The sequence below is a fragment of the Streptomyces sp. NRRL WC-3605 genome, assembly GCF_001509795.1.
GTDB lineage: Bacteria > Actinomycetota > Actinomycetes > Streptomycetales > Streptomycetaceae > Streptomyces > Streptomyces viridochromogenes.
Window position 1 is genome coordinate 73,120 of record NZ_LLZN01000057.1, and the last position, 16,355, is coordinate 89,474.

The following is a 16,355-nucleotide window of genomic DNA, read 5'->3' on the forward strand; positions in this document are numbered from 1 at the left end:
GCCGTGCCCGTCCCGGGAGAAGTCCCAGCTCACGCCCGAGTGTCAGTGCCACGCCCTAAGGTGCGCACCATGACGACCCCGCGCCCCACCCTCCACCTCTCGGCCGACGAGGCCCGTCGTATCGTCCTCCGCGCGCAGGGCTTCCTCGGCGCCCCCGACCGCCGGGGCGGTGTCCGCGGCGTCCTGCGGCACCTCGGCGCGGTCCAGCTCGACACCATCTCCGTACTGGCCCGCAGTCACGAACTCGTCCCGTACGCACGCCTGGGCGCGGTCGGCCGCAAGACGGTCGAGGCGGCCTACTGGACCGACACACACGCCTTCGAATACTGGTCGCACGCCGCGTGCATCCTGCCCGTGGAGGAGTGGCCGCACTTCGCGTTCCGGCGCCGCGCCTACCGCGCCCGCCCGCACTGGAACCACGAGCTCCCCGAGGGCGCCTACGACCAGGTGATCAAGCAGCTCCGCGCCGAGGGCCCGCTGACCGCGACCGAGCTGGGCGGTGCCAAGCGCACCAGCGAGTGGTGGGACTGGTCGGGCGCGAAGGTCGCCGTCGAGCGCGCCCTGATGTACGGCGAGGTGGTCTGCGTCGAGCGCCGCGGCTGGAAGCGCCTGTACGACCTGGCCGAGCGCGCCATCCCCGCGTCCCTCCTCCACGACGACCTGGACGACGCCGAATGCCTGCGGCGCCTCGTCGGCCTGGCGGGTCAGGCGCTCGGGGTGGGCACCCGCGCGGACATCGCCGACTACCACCGTCTGAAGGGCGAGCAGGTCGACGCCGTGATCGCCGACTCGGGGCTGGTGCCGGTGACGGTGGAGGGCTGGGCCAAGCCGGCCTGGGCGGACCCGACGGCGCTCGGCACACCGCCGCGCGGCCGTCACCGTACGACGCTGCTGTCGCCGTTCGACTCGCTGATCTGGGAGCGGGCGCGCACGGAGCGGATCTTCGGCTTCACCCACCGTCTGGAGGCGTACGTCCCCCGGCAGAAGCGCGTCCACGGGTACTTCGCCATGCCGGTCCTGGCCGGCGGCCGACTGGTCGGCCGGGTCGATCCGGCCCGGGAGGGCCGCACCCTGGTGGCGAAGCAGGTCTCGCTGGCCGGCCCGAAGGCGGTGCCGGCGGTGGCGCAGGCGCTGGCCGAGGCGGCGGGCTGGGTCGACTGCACGGACGCGCGGGTGGAGCGCGTCGACACCCCGGAGCTGCGCGAGCCGCTCGCCCGGGAGCTCGCCCGCCTGATGGCGTGACCGGCGAGGCCGCCGCCCGGCCGGTCAGCGGATCTCGAGGATCTTCTCCCGCATCGCGTAGACCACGGCCTCCATCCGGGAGTGCAGCTGCAGCTTCTCCAGGATGTTGCGCACGTGGTTCTTCACGGTGTTCTCCGAGATGAACAACTCCTTGGCGATGTCCCGGTTGTTCATCCCGGTGGCGACGAGCTTGAGCACCTCCAGCTCGCGGTCGGTGAGGCGCGGCGCGGGCACGAGCCGGCGCTCGTCCGTCCGCTGGATCATCGACTTGAACTCGGTGAGCAGCTTCGACGCCATGGACGGGCTGATCTGGGACTGTCCGTCGGCCACGGCGCGGATGGCGGTGGCGACCTCGTCCGTGGAGATCTCCTTGAGGAGGTAGCCGGTCGCGCCCGCCTTGATGGCGTCGTAGAGGTCGGCCTCCTCGTCGCTGATCGTCAGCATGATGATCTTCGCGCTGGGGGCCACCTCCTTGATGGAGGTGCAGGCCTCGATGCCGCCTCGCCGGGGCATGCGGACGTCCATCAGCACGATGTCGGGCAGCAGGTCGGCGGCCTTGTCGACGGCCTCGGCGCCGTCGCCCGCCTCTCCCACCACCTGGATGTCCTCCTCGGCGGCGAGCACGATCTCCAGCCCACGGCGGAACAGGGCGTGGTCGTCCACGACGAGGACTCTGATCGGCTCCTTGCGCGGAGAGCCCGCGTCCGGGCCCGCGCCGACGACATCACCGTCGGCGTCCTCGTCCCGCATCGGTCCGAAGCTGTCCGTCATGGTTCCTCCCCCTGAGGCTGTGGCTGGTCGCATGCCATCGCCAACCCAAGGCAGTGGCCCATCGGTTGGGCCGTCCGGTCATGATTCCATGCCTGGCCGACAGTGCGGTGACGTGCGGGGCGCGAAGTGGTCGCACACCGGTGCCCCTGGGGGCGCACACGCGCTCCAGGGGCACCGCTCAGCCGTCGGCCGGGTGGGTCAGCCGCCCAGCGTGCCACCGGCCGCTGGTGCTTGCGCCTCGGTGACCATCGGGTCCGTGCTCAGGTGGATGACGCCGTAGTCGTAGGCGTGGCGCCGGTAGACGACGCTCGGTTCCTTCGTCTCGGAGTCGACGAACAGGTAGAAGTCGTGCCCGACCAGCTCCATCTCGTAGAGGGCCTGGTCGAGGGTCATCGGGGAGGCGACGTGGGTCTTCTCGCGCACGACGAGCGGGCCTTCGCCCTTCACCTCGAGCGAGCCGATCTTCTTGGTGGGAATCGCGTCCGGCTCTTCGGTCTCGAAGGTCTGCCCGTTGCCGTTCAGCGTCGCGGCACCGGGGACGTGGTCGGGCACCTCGGCCGCTGTGATCCGGCGTGCGCCCCGGCGCGAGAACCGCTTGTCGTGCTGCTTGCGCAGCCGGGCGTCCAGCTTCTCCGCCGCGAGGTCGAGCGCCGCGTACGGGTCGCTGGCCGCGGCCTCCGCCCGGATCACCGGACCGCGGGAACGCAGGGTGATCTCCACCCGGTCGCAGCGGTCGGCCTGTCGCGGGTTGGGCTCCTTGGACACCTCGACGTCGAGGCTGATCACCTTGGCATCGAGCCTCTGGATCTTCTCCAGCTTCAGCTTCTCGGCCACGTGCTTGCGGAACCGCTCGGGCACCTCGGTCTTGCGGCCCTTGACGACGATGTCCACGCAGAACTCCGTTCCCGGATCGCTCCGCTCCGACGGCGGAGCATCTCCCTTTTGCACCAGGCTCCGGTAGGCCCCGGAACCTCGGACTCGGCGACTTCCACCTCCTCCTCCCCCATGGGCAAGATCTCCACCCCACGGCCGGGGGCGATGGTTCAAAACCCGCGGCACGGCATTCGGATACTGCGGGGATGGCCTGCGCCTTTCCCTCACAACCGAACATATCTCGCCCGGAGGGATGTCGTCACCCTCTACTGGCGTGTACCTCCGTTCAGGTGAATTGATCCTCTCGTCACCTGCAACGATGCAACTTCCCTGTCAGTTCCGGTTTATTTCGAAAGAATCAGGGGCGGCGGCGACCACGGCCGCGCGGATCGTGGAACCGGCCCGTCCGCGGCCGTCGATTCCCGGCGTGCCTCGTGTTCGCCGCACCGCATCCTCCGTCCATCCGGCACTGTCTTCCCCTCTGCCTTCCCGGCTTCCCACGCGATACACGGCCGTTGACGCGTCACCGGTCTCCCCGTTCCCCTCGTGCCCTCCTCCATACGCGCGCCAGCCCTCCCCCGTTCGGACGGAGCGGCCGCCGGCCGAGCGGAATCCCAGGTCGTCGCCCACCCGCCCGGCCCCCATGGCCTCCCGGACGGCGCGCGCCGACTCCGCCAGGGACGCCCCCGTCGTCATCAGGTCGTCGACCAGCACCACGGTCCCGCCCCCGGCGAGCAGCCGCCCGCCGCCGGGGACGACGGAGAGCGCGCCCGCCAGATTGACCAGCCGCTGCCGGGAACTGAGCCCCGTCTGGTCGGCCACCCCGCGCGCCTGCCGCAGGACGGCGGCCACCCGTGCCGGCGTCCCGCCCCGCCGCAGCGCGCCCGCCGCCGCGAGCGCGATCCGCCGGGCCGGATCGTGGCCACGCGCCCGCACCGCCGCCCGCGCCGACGGGACAGGCACGAGCAGCACGGAGCCGTCCCCACCGGCGACGAGGGACGCCCCGGGGCCGTCGGCGTCCCCGCTGTCGCGCAGTCCCGCCCGCACGGCCCGCGCCAGCGACGCCCCGAGCGGTGCCGCCAGGGCCAGGGCGCCGCGTTCCTTGTGGGCCAGCAGCACGGCCCGCACCTCGTCCGTGTACCGGGCCGCCGCGTGCACCACGGGCAGCCCGGGCGGCTCCGGCTCCGGTCGCACCCGGCACGGCGCGGTCCCGGTCAGGACGGCACGGCACTCCGGGCAGAGCACCGTACGAGGCCTCCCACAGCCTCCGCACTCGGCCGGCAGCACCAGATCGGTGAGGTCCTGCCACCACCCCCGCATGGCCTCCACTCTGCCAACGGACGGCACGGACCGGCCACCCCTGTGGATAACCGCCTGTGGAAAAGCAGGAGTCACTTCCGGAACCGGTTTCCCGCCGGCCGGACCGAATTCCGTTCACTCCCCACGGAATCGGAAATTGATCCGACACCCTCCGAGCACCCCCGAGCGCCCCGAGCACCTTTGAGGAAACAAGCGAGGCGCGCGCCCGCGAAAACCGGCCGAAGGCCGTACGCAATCCGTCCGGGGCGAAAGCGACCGCCCCGAACACAAAACCCGGTGCCGGGTCCCGCCCGGCGCCCGCCCGGAAACCGGACGGGCGCTCACGGATCAGCCCGGGTAGACCGGCGCCGTCCCGTCCGTGACGATCTTCTGCCACTGCGCCCCGGACGGCAGCCGTACGATCCCGTCCTCCGAGTACCCGACCAGCGGCAGCCGCGCGTCCTCGGACGCGGTGATCTCCTTGACGCCGCTGAGGGCGGCCGGCGCGGGCCCCTCCGGGGTGGAGCCGTCCACCTGCACGTACCGCATCGTCTGCACGCCGTCCTTCTCGCGGCCGACCACGACGAGCCGGCTGTCCCCGGCCCACGACATGGCCGTGACCTCCTCCAACTCGGGCGTCGCGGAGCGCAGTTCGTGCACGGAGACACCGGAGCCGTCGCCGGCCCCTCCGTCATCGCCTCGCTCGATCCGCCCGATGAGCAGGGAGGACTTCTCGCCGTCCTTCACGACGAGCGCGACACGGACACCGTCGGCGGCCACCCGGACCGACTCGATCCGGCCCTCGAGGCCCGGCGGGGTCTTCACCTCGACCGGGTCGTCCACGCCCTTCTTCAGCAGGAGCAGGCGCGGCTTGCCGGGGTCGCGGTCGGCCACCCACAGGTCGCCCTGCGCGTCCCAGCTGGGCGCCGACAGCCGCTTCCCGGCGGACGGACCCGCGCTGGTCAGCTCGGGCTCCCCGAGCGGGCCGCCCGACACCAGGGCCCCGACGTACAGGTTCTTGCCGTCGAGTCCGACCCCGGCGGCCATGTCCTCGTCGCGCGAGACGGCCGCCGACCCCAGCTGCACGTCCTCCCCGAGGGCGCCCGGCACCGGGGTCGGCTCGGTGTCGTCGGTCGCCGCCGCCAGCCGTACCAGCCGGTGCTTGTCGTTGAGGAAGTACAGGTAGTCGGCACGCTTCACCGAGCCCCGCACGGCGATGTCCTCGGCGTCCTCCGCGGTGAGGTGGCACAGCTGCCGGTCGCCCGCGCGCAGTTCGACCTCGTCCATCGTGGGAGTGAGGTTCTGGAGGGTGAACAGCAGCTGGGCGGCCATCTCCCGGCACTTGTCCACGCCCACCCGCGCCGCCTTGCCGTTCAGCGGCACCGTCAGCTTGTTCTGGTCGTCCGGTGTCAGCGACTCCGAGGCCCGCAGCGCCGTACCGGTCGGGAAGCTCGAACGGACCACCGGGTCGAGCCAGCGCGTGGGCCCGCGGAGCAGCGAGCGCACCGCCTCGGTCACCGGATCGACGTTCCTGCGCACGTAGACGGGGTCGGCGACGGCGGCCGTGTGCGGGGCCGTCCCGGCTCCGGTGCCCGTGGCGAAGTAGTAGCGGTCGACCGACAGGTAGTTGCGCTGGAAGTCCGACCGGCCCATGACGACCCCGCGCGGCGGCACGTCGATGCGCCACTGGCGGGTCTTCTTGTCCCGGGCGAGGTGCATGCTCTCGCGGTAGTCGCCGTCGGCGGGCGCGTACGACTGCTCCGCGTCCACCGTGGCGACGCGCGTGCCGGTCAGCGTGTACGACAGGCTGTCCGTCTCCTCCCGGCTCAGCCGGTCGGGCTGGGCGCCGGGGCCGTCGGCGAGGACGGTCGTGGACCGCAGCGGGTGCCACTTGGCCGACGCCTGCGGGGTCAGGTACTTGCGGGCTATCTCGTAGTCAGGGTCGTCGCTGGTCAGCGCCTCAAGGAAGCCCGTGACGATCTCCGAGTACGACGCGTCCTCGTGCGGCGGAACGGCGAAGACCCGCACCTGCGCTTCCTGCCGGGGCGTGGACTCCACGCCACGCAGATCACCGCTGTCGGGCATCGATGCGCACCCGGCCAGCAGGACGGCTCCGCAGGCCGCGAAGGCCGCCGCGCGCCCCGGTCCGTGCCGCCGGGCGGCCCGCTTGCGGTCAGCGCCCACGAGTTGTCTCCCCCTGCTTCTCCGACTCCTCGGCCTTCCCGGCCCCCTCACCCGGCACGGCTCTCTCGCCGGGCTGCTCACCGATGGTGTCGTCCAGCCGCCGCGTGCCCGACGCGGGCCGGGGCACCACCCGGGCACCGTTGCCGGGCAACGCCGTCGGGTCGGCCTTGGGCGCCGCGCTCTGCCGCGGCCCGATCGGGTCGCGCGCGGGCCGCAGCGGCCCCTGCTCGCCCTGCGGCTGGGCCGGCACCGTCGCCGACTTGCCCCCGGAGGGCAGACCGGCGTCGTCCAGGCCGCGGTTGCGCCGCGAGTCCTTCGGTTCCAGGGGTATAGGTGAGCCCCGCAGCGGTTCGTCGGCCGTGCGCGGCAGTGTCAGCCGGAACTGCGAACCGCCGCCCGGCTCGCCCCACGCCTGGAGCCAGCCGCCGTGCAGCCGCGCGTCCTCCAGCGCGATGGACAGGCCGAGACCGGTACCGCCCGTGGTCCGCGCGCGGGCCGGGTCGGCCCGCCAGAAACGGCTGAACACACGGGTCGCCTCGCCGGGCTTGAGCCCGACGCCGTAGTCGCGCACCGCGACCGCGACCGCTCCGCCGGCCGCCGCCAGCTTGACCACGACGTCCCGGCCCTCACCGTGCTCGACGGCGTTGACCACCAGGTTGCGCAGCACGCGCTCCACCCTGCGCGTGTCCGCCTCGGCGACGACGGGCTGCTGGTCACCGGCGACCCGTATCCGGGTTCCCTTGCGCTCGGCGAGCGGTTCCGCGCCGCTGACGACGCGCCGCACGACCTCCCGCAGGTCGATCGGCTCCGCCTCCAGCGCGGCGGCACCGGCGTCGAAGCGGCTGATCTCCAGCAGGTCGGCGAGCAGCGACTCGAAGCGGTCCAGCTGGTCCGCGAGCAGCTCCGCCGACCGAGCGGTCACCGGATCGAAGTCCTCGCGCGCCTCGTGGATGACGTCGGCCGCCATCCGGACGGTCGTCAGCGGGGTGCGCAGCTCGTGCGACACGTCGGAGACGAACCGGCGCTGCATCCGCGACAGGTCCTCCAGCTGCTGGATCTTCACCTGGAGGTTCTGCGCCATCTTGTTGAAGGCCTCACCCAGGCGGGCGATGTCGTCCTCGCCGGTGACCTTCATCCGTTCCTGGAGCCGCCCGGCCGACAGCCGCTCGGCGATCCCCGCCGCCATCCGTACGGGCGTGACGACCTGGCGCACCACCAGCCACGCGATGGCGCCGAGGAGGACGACGACGAAGAGCCCGGCGGTCGCGAGCGTCGTCTTGACGAGGCTGAGCGACTTCTCCTCCTGCGTGAGCGGGAAGAGGTAGTAGAGCTGGTACTGGTCGCCGTTGGGGTCGCTGACCTGCTTGCCGATCACGAGGCCCGGCTGGGACTCCTTGTGGGCGCTCGGCTGGTAGACGATGCGGGTGTAGCTCTGGAAGACGCCGTTGGCGCCGTCGATCCGCTCCCGCAGCGCCTCGGGCACGCTCGCGCTCGGGTCGACCCCGCCGGAGGCACGCCGGCCGCGCCCCCCGGTCTCGCTGCCCGCGGCGGCGGGGAGCGTCACGACCTCGAAGGCGCCCTGGCCGCCGCTGGACAGCGACGAGACGGTGTCGCTCATCCACTGGATGACGTTCTGCCGGGACCGCTCGTCCGCCGCGGCCCCGTCGTCGGCGGAACCCGCCGCGAACTCGTCGGCCCGTTGCTTGGCCGCCGCGAACCCGCCGGTCGCCTGGCTCTGCGACGCCTTCACCTTCGCGTCCAGCAGGCCGTTGCGGACCTGCCCGATGACGACGAAGCCCAGCAGCAGGACGACGCCCAGCGACATCACCAGGGTCGAGACGACGACCCTGAGCTGGATGTTGCGCCGCCACAGCCGCATGACCGGCAGCAACGGCCGGCGCACCCAGCGCAGCAGCAGACGGAGGACCGGGCTGCCCTGGACCCCTCCTTGCAGCAACCCGCCTTCCAGAAACCGCCCCCAGCGGGAACCCGCCGTCTTCCGGCCGACAGGCCGCTCCCGACGGGTCCCGGTCCGACCGGGGGCCGTAGCGGCACTGTCCTGGGACATGTCAGCTCGGCCCTGCCTTGTATCCGACACCGCGGACGGTCACGACGATCTCCGGGCGCTCGGGGTCCTTCTCGACCTTGGAACGCAGTCGCTGGACGTGGACGTTCACGAGCCGGGTGTCGGCCGCGTGCCGGTAGCCCCAGACCTGCTCCAGGAGCACCTCACGCGTGAACACCTGCCACGGCTTGCGGGCCAGCGCGACCAGCAGGTCGAACTCCAGCGGCGTCAGCGCGATGGACTGCCCGTCCCGCTTCACGGAGTGCCCCGCCACGTCGATGACCAGGTCACCGATGGCGAGCTGCTCCGGCGCCGGCTCCTCCGACCTCCGCAGCCGCGCCCGGATCCGGGCGACGAGCTCCTTCGGCTTGAACGGCTTCACGATGTAGTCGTCGGCACCGGACTCCAGGCCCACGACGACGTCGACCGTGTCGCTCTTCGCCGTCAGCATCACGATCGGCACGCCGGACTCCGCCCGGATCAGGCGGCAGACCTCGATGCCGTCCCGGCCGGGAAGCATCAGATCGAGCAGCACCAGATCGGGCTTGGTCTCGCGAAACGCGGCCAGCGCCTTGTCGCCGTCGGCTACGAAAGACGGCTCAAAACCTTCACCACGCAGCACAATGCCGAGCATCTCGGCCAGTGCGGTGTCGTCGTCGACGACAAGGACTCGTCCCTTCATAAACGACATCATCCCATTCTCATAACGGTGGCGAAGGCAGTGGTGAGATAGGTCACCGACCAGCGACCTTAGTCGTAGGTCATCCGCACTGTCTGCCCTCGTCCCCCACACAGTGCGTGACCTTTGGAGGGGTTTGACCCCCTCTGCCCACCCTGTCGCCACGGCTGGATCATGTCGTTCGGGCCGTCGACCCCGCCTTCGCGCACAGCTGGGCCAGCGCCTCGGCCGTCACCGGGGACGCGGTGCCCTCCTCCGTCACGATCGCCGTGATCAGCTCGGGCGGCGTCACGTCGAACGCCGGGTTGTACGCCTGCGTCCCCAGCGGCGCCACGGGGATCCCGCTGCCGGGCCCCCCGCCCACGACGGACGCCTGCGGCGCGGCGAACTCCGTCACCTCGTAGCCCGGACGCTGCTCCACCTCGATGGACGCCCCGTCCGGCGTCGCCGGATCCACCGTGGTCAGCGGCGCCACCACGATGAACGGCACATGGTGGTAGCGCGCCAGCACCGCGAGCGGATAGCTCCCGACCTTGTTCGCCACCGAACCGTCGGCCGCGATCCGGTCCGCCCCGATCAGCACCGCGTCCACCTCACCGGCCGCGAACAGCGAACCCGCCGCGTTGTCCGCGAGCAGCGTGTACGCCATCCCGGTGCGCGCCGCCTCGTACGCCGTCAGCCGGGACCCCTGCAACAGGGGCCGCGTCTCATCCACCCACAGCCGCCTCAGCCGCCCCACCCGGTGTGCCGCGAGCGCCACCGCGAACGCGGTGCCCTCACCGCCCGACACCAGCGCCCCGGTGTTGCAGTGCGTGAGGATGCGGTGCCCGCCGCCGGGCAGCAGCTCGTCCAGCAGGGCCAGTCCCCGCCCGGCCATCCTGCTGCTCGCCTCGGCGTCCTCCGCGTGCAGCGCCCGCGCCGCCCCGAGCGCCGCCGACGCCGCCCGCCGCGCGTCCCCGCCCGCGGCGAGCTCGGCACCGTAGGCGTCCCGCGCCCTGCGTACCCCGAGCGCGAGGTTCACCGCCGTCGGACGGGCACCCGCCAGCTCGTCGGCGGCGGCGTCCACGTCGAACCCGCGCGCGGCGGCGAGCGCGACCCCGTACGCCCCGGCGATCCCGAGCAGCGGTGCGCCGCGCACGGCCAGCGAACGGATCGCCTCCACCAGCACGGAGGCGTCCGTGCACACCAGCTCGACCTCCTCCGCGGGCAGTTTCGTCTGGTCCAGCAGGACCACGACCGGACCCTCGGGCCGCTCGTCCCACCGGATCGCCGGTATCTCGGCCGGCCTGTCGTCCTCGCCGGAATGCGCGTACTGATCAGCCATGCCGTCAGTCTGCCCCGCATCCGGCGGACAATTGAAGGGAAGCAGGCCATACCTCGGCGGGTACCTCCCCGGTGCCCCCATGGCACGATGGCTGCCGAACTGCCGCCGCGACCGCGGACGGGCACCGTGAAGGAGCGACGATGAAAGACACTCCGGGCTGGGCCTCGCCCGGATCCGCCCCGTCCGACGGGCAGGAACCCGGTGCGTCCGGTCCCGCCGAGCCCGCCGACAGTGCCGACTCCGCGCAGCAGCCACCGGCGGACCAGCAGGCCCCCGGCCCGAAGTGGTCCAAGGAGCAGCCCCCGGCGGGCCAGTGGTCCGCCCCCACGGGCACCCAGGCACCACCCGGCCAGGCTCCGCCCCCACCGGCCGGCCCGGGCTGGGGCGCCAGGCCCCCGGCCGGCCCCGGAGCGCCCGGCGGCTGGGGCGGCGCCCCCCAGGGCTACGGACCTCCCGGCGGATACGGCGGCTGGGGCGGTGGCTGGAACGGACCCCCGCCGGCCGCCAAGCCCGGCGTGATCCCGCTGCGCCCCCTGGGCGTCGGCGAGATCCTCGACGGCGCCGTCTCCACCATGCGCACCCACTGGCGCACGGTCCTCGGCATCTCCCTGACCGTCGCCGTCGTGACGGAGATCCTCGTCATCCTCGTCCAGGGCTTCCTCCTGGACGAGCGCGTCAGCACCGACGCCCTGAACGACCCGAGCGCCACCCTCGACGAACTCACCCGCGCCATGGGCAACTCGCTGCTCAACTCCGGCGTGATCTTCCTGATCTCGGCGATCGGCACCGTCATCGCCACCGCCCTGCTGACGACCGTCACCAGCCGCGCCGTGCTCGGCAAACCGGTCAGCACCGGTGAGGCGTGGCGCGACGCCCGCCCGCAGGTTCCGCGCCTCTTCGGCCTGCTGTTCCTGCTGCTCCTCATGACCCTGGGCGTGGCCTTGGCGGGCGCCGTCCCGGGCATCGTCCTGGCCGCCTCGGGCGCCGGGGGCGCGGGCTTCGCCCTCGCCCTCCTCGGCGCGATCGGCGGCTTCGTCGTCGCGCTGTGGCTGTGGTTCCGCTTCTCGCTCGCCTCCCCCGCGCTGATGCTGGAGAAGCAGGGCATCAAGAAGGCGCTGAGCCGCTCCGCCAAGCTGGTCAAGGGTGCCTGGTGGCGGGTGTTCGGCATCCAGCTGCTCGCCATGATCATCGCGAACGTCGTCGCGGCGATCGTCGTCATCCCGTTCACGTTCCTGGCGGGCGCGGTCAGCGGCCAGGGCGCCGCCGGCATCCTCGACGGGACCACCGAGTTCGGCTGGACGTTCCTCATCGTCAGCGGCGTGGGCTCGGTGATCGGCTCCACGATCACCCTGCCCATCACGGCCGGCGTGACCGTGCTGCTCTACATCGACCAGCGCATCCGCCGTGAGGCACTCGACCTCGAACTGGCCCGCGCGGCCGGCATCCAGAGCACCGGCACCGGCACCCCGGGGAGCTGAATCGGTGAGTCCGACGGGGGGAGTTCTCACAGCGGTACCGGGGCTGCCAGGGGCAGCCGCACGAGCCCTCGTGCGCGCCGGTGACACCGCCGTACGGGCGTCGGTGGCGGCCTCGGACGACGCGCCGCCGCTGACCACGCCGCGCGACCCCGCGCGGGAGGCGGCCCGGCGCGAGCTGTCCAAGAGCATGTACCACGAGGACGACCCCAGCTGGTTCCAGCGCGCGCTGGACACCTTCTGGGACTGGGTCGAGGACCTGTTCGACAGCGCCGCGACCGTCACTCCCGGCGGCCCGCTCGGACTGGTCGTCGTCATCCTCGTCGTCCTCGCCGTGATCGGCCTGCTGTGGTGGCGCCTGGGCACCCCGCGCCGCGAACCCACGTCGTCCGCCGCCCTGTTCGACGACCGCCCCCGCAGCGCCGCCGACCACCGCTCCGCCGCCGAGGCCCACGCCGCCCAGGGCCACTGGAACCGAGCCGTCCAGGAACGCATGCGCGCCATCGTCCGCGCCCTGGAGGAACGCGCCCTCCTCGACGTCCGCCCCGGCCGCACCGCCGACGAGGCCGCCGCCGACGCCGGCCGCCCCCTGCCCGCCCACGCCGACCGGCTGCGGGCCGCCGCCCGCGCCTTCGACGACGTCACATACGGCGGACGGACCGCGACCCGGCAGACGTACCAGAGTCTCGCGGCCCTCGACCGCGACCTGGAGACCACCAAGCCGCAGCTCGCCGCCCAGGCCCCCGGCACAGGCCCCCAGGACCACCAGGGAGCCGCCGGATGACGACCGAGGCCACGCACCCGTCCACCTCGGCCTCGCCCACCGCCCGTCATGTGTGGACCCGCACCCGGGGCATCGCTCTGGGCGTCGTCCTCCTGCTCGCGGCGGCCGTCGCGATCGCCGTGATCCGCTCCGACGCCCGGCACGGCACCCTCGACCCCCGCTCCGCCGACCGCCAGGGCAGCAGAGCCGTCGCCGAACTCCTCGCCGACGGCGGGGTGGACACGAACGTCGTCACCACCCTGGGCGGAGCCCGCGCCGCAGCCGACGCCGACACCACCCTCCTCGTCGCCGCCCCCGACCTGCTCACCCCCGCACAGCAGCGGGCGCTGCGCACGGCGACCGCCGACGCCGGAGGCCGCACGGTCCTCGTCGCACCCGGCAGCCCGTCGGTCGAACGGCTCGCCCCCGGCGTCACCGCCGACCCCGCGAACAGCCTCGACTCGGCGCTCTCCCCCGACTGCGCCCTGCCCGCCGCACGCCGGGCCGGCACCGCCGAGACCGGCGGCATCCGCTACACCACCACCCACCTCGACGCCGACGAGTGCTACCCCAGCAACCGCCTCGCCACCCTCCTGCGCATCCCGGAGACCGGCGGCGACGGCACCGGCGACACCGTCGTCATCGGCGCGCCCGACATCCTCTTCAACGACCGCCTCGACGAGCAGGGCAACGCCTCGCTCGCCCTCCAACTCCTCGGCTCCCGCCCCCATCTGGTCTGGTACCTCCCCACGCTCTCCGACGCCTCGGCCGCCGACCCGGACGACCAGCGCAGCTTCTTCGACCTGCTCCCCTCGGGCTGGCTCTGGGGCACGCTGCAGCTCTTCATCGCCGCGGCCGTCGCCGCCCTGTGGCGGGCACGCCGACTGGGCCCCCTGGTGCCCGAGAAACTCCCCGTGGCGATCCGCGCCTCCGAGACCGTCGAAGGCCGGGCCCGCCTCTACCGCAAGGCAAACGCCCGCGACCGCGCGGCCACCGCTCTTCGCTCCACCACACGCATCCGCCTCGCCCCCCTCGTAGGTGTCCCCCTCACCCAGACGCACGCGCCCGAGGCCCTGCTCCCCGCACTCTCCGCCCACCTGCGCCGGGACGGGGACGGACAGACCCTGCACACGCTCCTCTTCGGCCCGCCGCCCGGCGACGACGCGGCACTCGTCTCCCTCGCCGACCAACTCGACGCCCTCGAAAGAGAGGTACGCCGTCCATGATGGACCCGACCACTGACAACGCCGGGAACACCGGGGACCAGGGCACCGCCCGGGCCTCCCTGGAGGCCCTGCGCGCCGAGATCGCCAAAGCCGTGGTCGGCCAGGACCCCGCCGTGACCGGCCTCGTCGTCGCGCTCCTCTGCCGCGGACACGTCCTCCTCGAAGGCGTCCCCGGCGTCGCCAAGACCCTGCTCGTCCGCACGCTCGCCTCGGCCCTCGAACTCGACACCAAGCGTGTCCAGTTCACCCCGGACCTCATGCCGAGCGACGTCACGGGCTCCCTCGTCTACGACACCCGCACCGCCGAGTTCTCCTTCCAGCCCGGCCCGGTCTTCACCAACCTCCTGCTCGCCGACGAGATCAACCGCACCCCGCCGAAGACCCAGTCCTCCCTCCTGGAGGCCATGGAGGAACGGCAGGTCACCGTCGACGGCACCCCCCGCCCCCTCCCGGAGCCGTTCCTCGTCGCCGCGACACAGAACCCCGTCGAGTACGAGGGCACCTACCCCCTCCCCGAAGCCCAGCTGGACCGCTTCCTCCTCAAGCTGACGATCCCGCTGCCGTCCCGCCAGGACGAGATCGACGTCCTCACCCGCCACGCCGAGGGCTTCAACCCACGCGACCTGCGCGCCGCCGGCGTGCGCCCCGTGGCGGGCCCCGCAGACCTCGAAGCCGCCCGCGCCGCCGTCGCCAAGACCGCGATCTCCCCCGAGATCACGGCCTACGTCGTCGACATCTGCCGCGCCACCCGCGAATCGCCCTCGCTGGCCCTCGGCGTCTCCCCGCGCGGCGCCACCGCCCTCCTCGCCACCGCCCGCGCCTGGGCCTGGCTCACCGGCCGCGACTACGTCATCCCCGACGACGTCAAGGCCCTGGCCCTGCCCACCCTGCGCCACCGCGTCCAGCTCCGCCCCGAGGCCGAGATGGAGGGCGTCACCGCCGACTCCGTCATCAACGCGATCCTCGCCCACGTCCCCGTGCCGCGCTGATGGCCTTCACCGGACGCGCCGCACTCCTCGCGGCCCTGGGCTCCCTCCCCGTCGGCATCTGGGACCCCGGCTGGACGGGCATCCTCGCGGTCAACGCGCCCCTGGCCGCCGCCTGCGCCTGCGACTTCGCCCTCGCGGCCCCCGTACGGCGCCTGCGCCTGACCCGCTCCGGCGACACCTCCGTCCGCCTGGGCGACACGGCCGACGTCACCCTGACGGTCACCAACCCGTCGAACCGCCCGCTCCGCGCCCACCTCCGCGACGCCTGGCCACCGAGCAGCTGGCAGCCCGGCACCGAGGTCGCGTCCTCCCGTCACCGGGTGAAGATCCCCCCAGGCGAACGCCGGCGCCTGACCACCCGCCTCCGCCCCACCCGCCGAGGCGACCGCCAGGCCGACCGCGTCACGATCCGCTCCTACGGCCCCCTCGGCCTGTTCGCCCGCCAGGGCACCCACAAGGTCCCCTGGACCGTCCGCGTGCTGCCGCCCTTCACGAGCCGCAAGCACCTGCCCTCCAAGCTGGCCCGCCTCCGGGAACTCGACGGCCGCACCAGCCTGATCACCCGCGGCGAGGGCACCGAGTTCGACAGCCTGCGCGAATACGTTCCCGGCGACGACACCCGCTCCATCGACTGGCGGGCGACCGCCCGGCACTCCGCCGTCGCCGTACGCACCTGGCGCCCCGAGCGCGACCGCCACATCCTCCTCGTCCTGGACACCGGGCGCACCTCGGCGGGCCGCGTCGGCGACGCCCCACGGCTCGACGCCTCCATGGACGCCGCCCTCCTGCTGGCCGCCCTGGCCTCACGGGCCGGCGACCGCGTCGACCTGCTCGCCTACGACCGCCGGGTCCGCGCCCTCGTCCAGGGCCGTACGGCCCGAGACGTCCTCCCCTCCCTGGTCGACGCGATGGCCTCGGTGGAACCCGAACTCGTCGAGACGGACGCACGAGGACTCACGTCCACAGCCCTGCGTACGGCTCTCCGCCACTCCCTCATCGTCCTGCTCACGGCGCTCGACGCGGCCCCCATCGAGGAGGGCCTGCTTCCGGTCCTTCCTCAACTGACCCGGCGCCACACGGTCCTTCTCGCTTCCGTCGCCGACCCGCACATCGCGAGCATGGCGACCGCCCGCGGCCGCACGGACGCCGTCTACGAGGCCGCGTCGGCGGCCCAGGCCCAGACCGAACGCCACCGCACGGCGGAACAGCTGCGCCGCCACGGCGTGACCGTCGTGGACGCGGCCCCGGACGACCTCGCCCCGGCCCTGGCCGACGCCTACCTGGCCCTCAAGACGGCCGGCCGCCTGTAGCCCAGAAAAGCAAAAGGCCCTCTCTGCTACCAGAAAGGGCCTGCCATATATGCGGAACCGGAAATGCAGAAAGGGCCCACACCGTAAGGTGTGAGCCCTTTCTCAAAAATTGTTCGGCGGTGTCCTACTCTCCCACAGGGTCCCCCCTGCAGTAC

13 protein-coding genes are annotated in these 16,355 nt (G+C 73.0%); 6 read left to right on the forward strand and 7 right to left on the reverse strand.

All coding sequences use genetic code 11. The features are described 5' to 3' along the window. The first annotated feature begins 69 nt into the window (after nt 1–69). Nucleotides 70–1,242 carry a winged helix-turn-helix domain-containing protein gene (locus tag ADL34_RS18245; protein WP_062668800.1) on the forward strand — a complete coding sequence of 391 codons (1,173 nt, stop codon included), beginning with the start codon at nt 70–72 and terminating at the stop codon, nt 1,240–1,242. Nucleotides 1,243–1,266: 24 nt separating this feature from the next. Here ADL34_RS18245 and ADL34_RS18250 read toward each other — a convergent pair whose 3' ends face one another. The 7 genes from ADL34_RS18250 to mtnA form a co-directional block, all read right to left on the reverse strand. Beyond that, nucleotides 1,267–2,013, reverse strand: a complete 747-nt coding sequence (locus ADL34_RS18250) for a response regulator (RefSeq protein WP_062668801.1) — start codon at nt 2,011–2,013, stop codon at nt 1,267–1,269. Nucleotides 2,014–2,211: 198 nt separating this feature from the next. Next, nucleotides 2,212–2,904: a ribosome hibernation-promoting factor, HPF/YfiA family gene (hpf, locus tag ADL34_RS18255; protein ID WP_062668802.1), complete on the reverse strand. Its 693-nt coding sequence runs from the start codon at nt 2,902–2,904 to the stop codon at nt 2,212–2,214. A gap of 315 nt (nt 2,905–3,219) precedes the next feature. Continuing rightward, complete coding sequence (locus tag ADL34_RS18260; protein ID WP_062668803.1) at nt 3,220–4,206, reverse strand: ComF family protein; 987 nt, start codon at nt 4,204–4,206, stop codon at nt 3,220–3,222. A gap of 327 nt (nt 4,207–4,533) precedes the next feature. Beyond that, on the reverse strand, nt 4,534–6,369 hold the full coding sequence (locus ADL34_RS18265; protein ID WP_062668804.1) for an LpqB family beta-propeller domain-containing protein: 1,836 nt from the start codon (nt 6,367–6,369) through the stop codon (nt 4,534–4,536). Continuing rightward, on the reverse strand, nt 6,359–8,437 hold the full coding sequence (mtrB, locus tag ADL34_RS18270; protein ID WP_062668805.1) for an MtrAB system histidine kinase MtrB: 2,079 nt from the start codon (nt 8,435–8,437) through the stop codon (nt 6,359–6,361). Before mtrB ends, ADL34_RS18265 begins: the two co-directional genes overlap by 11 nt. 1 nt (nt 8,438) lies before the next feature. Beyond that, nucleotides 8,439–9,128 carry a two-component system response regulator MtrA gene (gene mtrA / locus ADL34_RS18275; protein ID WP_015659998.1) on the reverse strand — a complete coding sequence of 230 codons (690 nt, stop codon included), beginning with the start codon at nt 9,126–9,128 and terminating at the stop codon, nt 8,439–8,441. A 157-nt stretch (nt 9,129–9,285) separates the two neighbouring features. After that, a complete protein-coding gene (gene mtnA, locus ADL34_RS18280) occupies nt 9,286–10,437 on the reverse strand; it encodes an S-methyl-5-thioribose-1-phosphate isomerase (protein ID WP_062668806.1) in 1,152 nt (383 codons plus the stop codon). 140 nt (nt 10,438–10,577) lie between these two features. On the opposite strand from mtnA, the gene ADL34_RS18285 reads away from it, so the two are divergent. From ADL34_RS18285 to ADL34_RS18305, 5 genes are read left to right on the forward strand one after another with little or no spacing between them, the layout of a single operon-like run. Then, a complete protein-coding gene (locus ADL34_RS18285; protein WP_062668807.1) occupies nt 10,578–11,915 on the forward strand; it encodes a glycerophosphoryl diester phosphodiesterase membrane domain-containing protein in 1,338 nt (445 codons plus the stop codon). Between the two features lie 4 nt (nt 11,916–11,919). Next, nucleotides 11,920–12,696 carry a DUF4129 domain-containing protein gene (locus ADL34_RS18290; protein WP_062668808.1) on the forward strand — a complete coding sequence of 259 codons (777 nt, stop codon included), beginning with the start codon at nt 11,920–11,922 and terminating at the stop codon, nt 12,694–12,696. Then, nucleotides 12,693–13,901: a DUF4350 domain-containing protein gene (locus ADL34_RS18295; RefSeq protein ID WP_062668809.1), complete on the forward strand. Its 1,209-nt coding sequence runs from the start codon at nt 12,693–12,695 to the stop codon at nt 13,899–13,901. The genes ADL34_RS18290 and ADL34_RS18295 overlap by 4 nt, the downstream gene beginning before the upstream one ends. After that, entirely contained in the window at nt 13,901–14,890 is a 990-nt protein-coding gene (locus ADL34_RS18300; RefSeq protein ID WP_086872004.1) for an AAA family ATPase, read from the forward strand. Before ADL34_RS18295 ends, ADL34_RS18300 begins: the two co-directional genes overlap by 1 nt. Continuing rightward, nucleotides 14,890–16,200: a DUF58 domain-containing protein gene (locus ADL34_RS18305; protein ID WP_062668811.1), complete on the forward strand. Its 1,311-nt coding sequence runs from the start codon at nt 14,890–14,892 to the stop codon at nt 16,198–16,200. Before ADL34_RS18300 ends, ADL34_RS18305 begins: the two co-directional genes overlap by 1 nt. Nucleotides 16,201–16,355: the final 155 nt, after the last annotated feature.

Bases quoted from the DNA above. Each gene is read 5' to 3' on its own strand.
- mtrA (WP_015659998.1), bottom strand. From the start codon at position 9,128: ATGATGTCGTTTATGAAGGGACGAGTCCTTGTCGTCGACGACGACACC.
- mtnA (WP_062668806.1), bottom strand. From the start codon at position 10,437: ATGGCTGATCAGTACGCGCATTCCGGCGAGGACGACAGGCCGGCCGAG.
- mtrB (WP_062668805.1), bottom strand. From the start codon at position 8,437: ATGTCCCAGGACAGTGCCGCTACGGCCCCCGGTCGGACCGGGACCCGT.
- ADL34_RS18285 (WP_062668807.1), top strand. From the start codon at position 10,578: ATGAAAGACACTCCGGGCTGGGCCTCGCCCGGATCCGCCCCGTCCGAC.
- ADL34_RS18250 (WP_062668801.1), bottom strand. From the start codon at position 2,013: ATGACGGACAGCTTCGGACCGATGCGGGACGAGGACGCCGACGGTGAT.
- ADL34_RS18305 (WP_062668811.1), top strand. From the start codon at position 14,890: ATGGCCTTCACCGGACGCGCCGCACTCCTCGCGGCCCTGGGCTCCCTC.
- ADL34_RS18300 (WP_086872004.1), top strand. From the start codon at position 13,901: ATGGACCCGACCACTGACAACGCCGGGAACACCGGGGACCAGGGCACC.
- ADL34_RS18295 (WP_062668809.1), top strand. From the start codon at position 12,693: ATGACGACCGAGGCCACGCACCCGTCCACCTCGGCCTCGCCCACCGCC.
- ADL34_RS18260 (WP_062668803.1), bottom strand. From the start codon at position 4,206: ATGCGGGGGTGGTGGCAGGACCTCACCGATCTGGTGCTGCCGGCCGAG.
- ADL34_RS18245 (WP_062668800.1), top strand. From the start codon at position 70: ATGACGACCCCGCGCCCCACCCTCCACCTCTCGGCCGACGAGGCCCGT.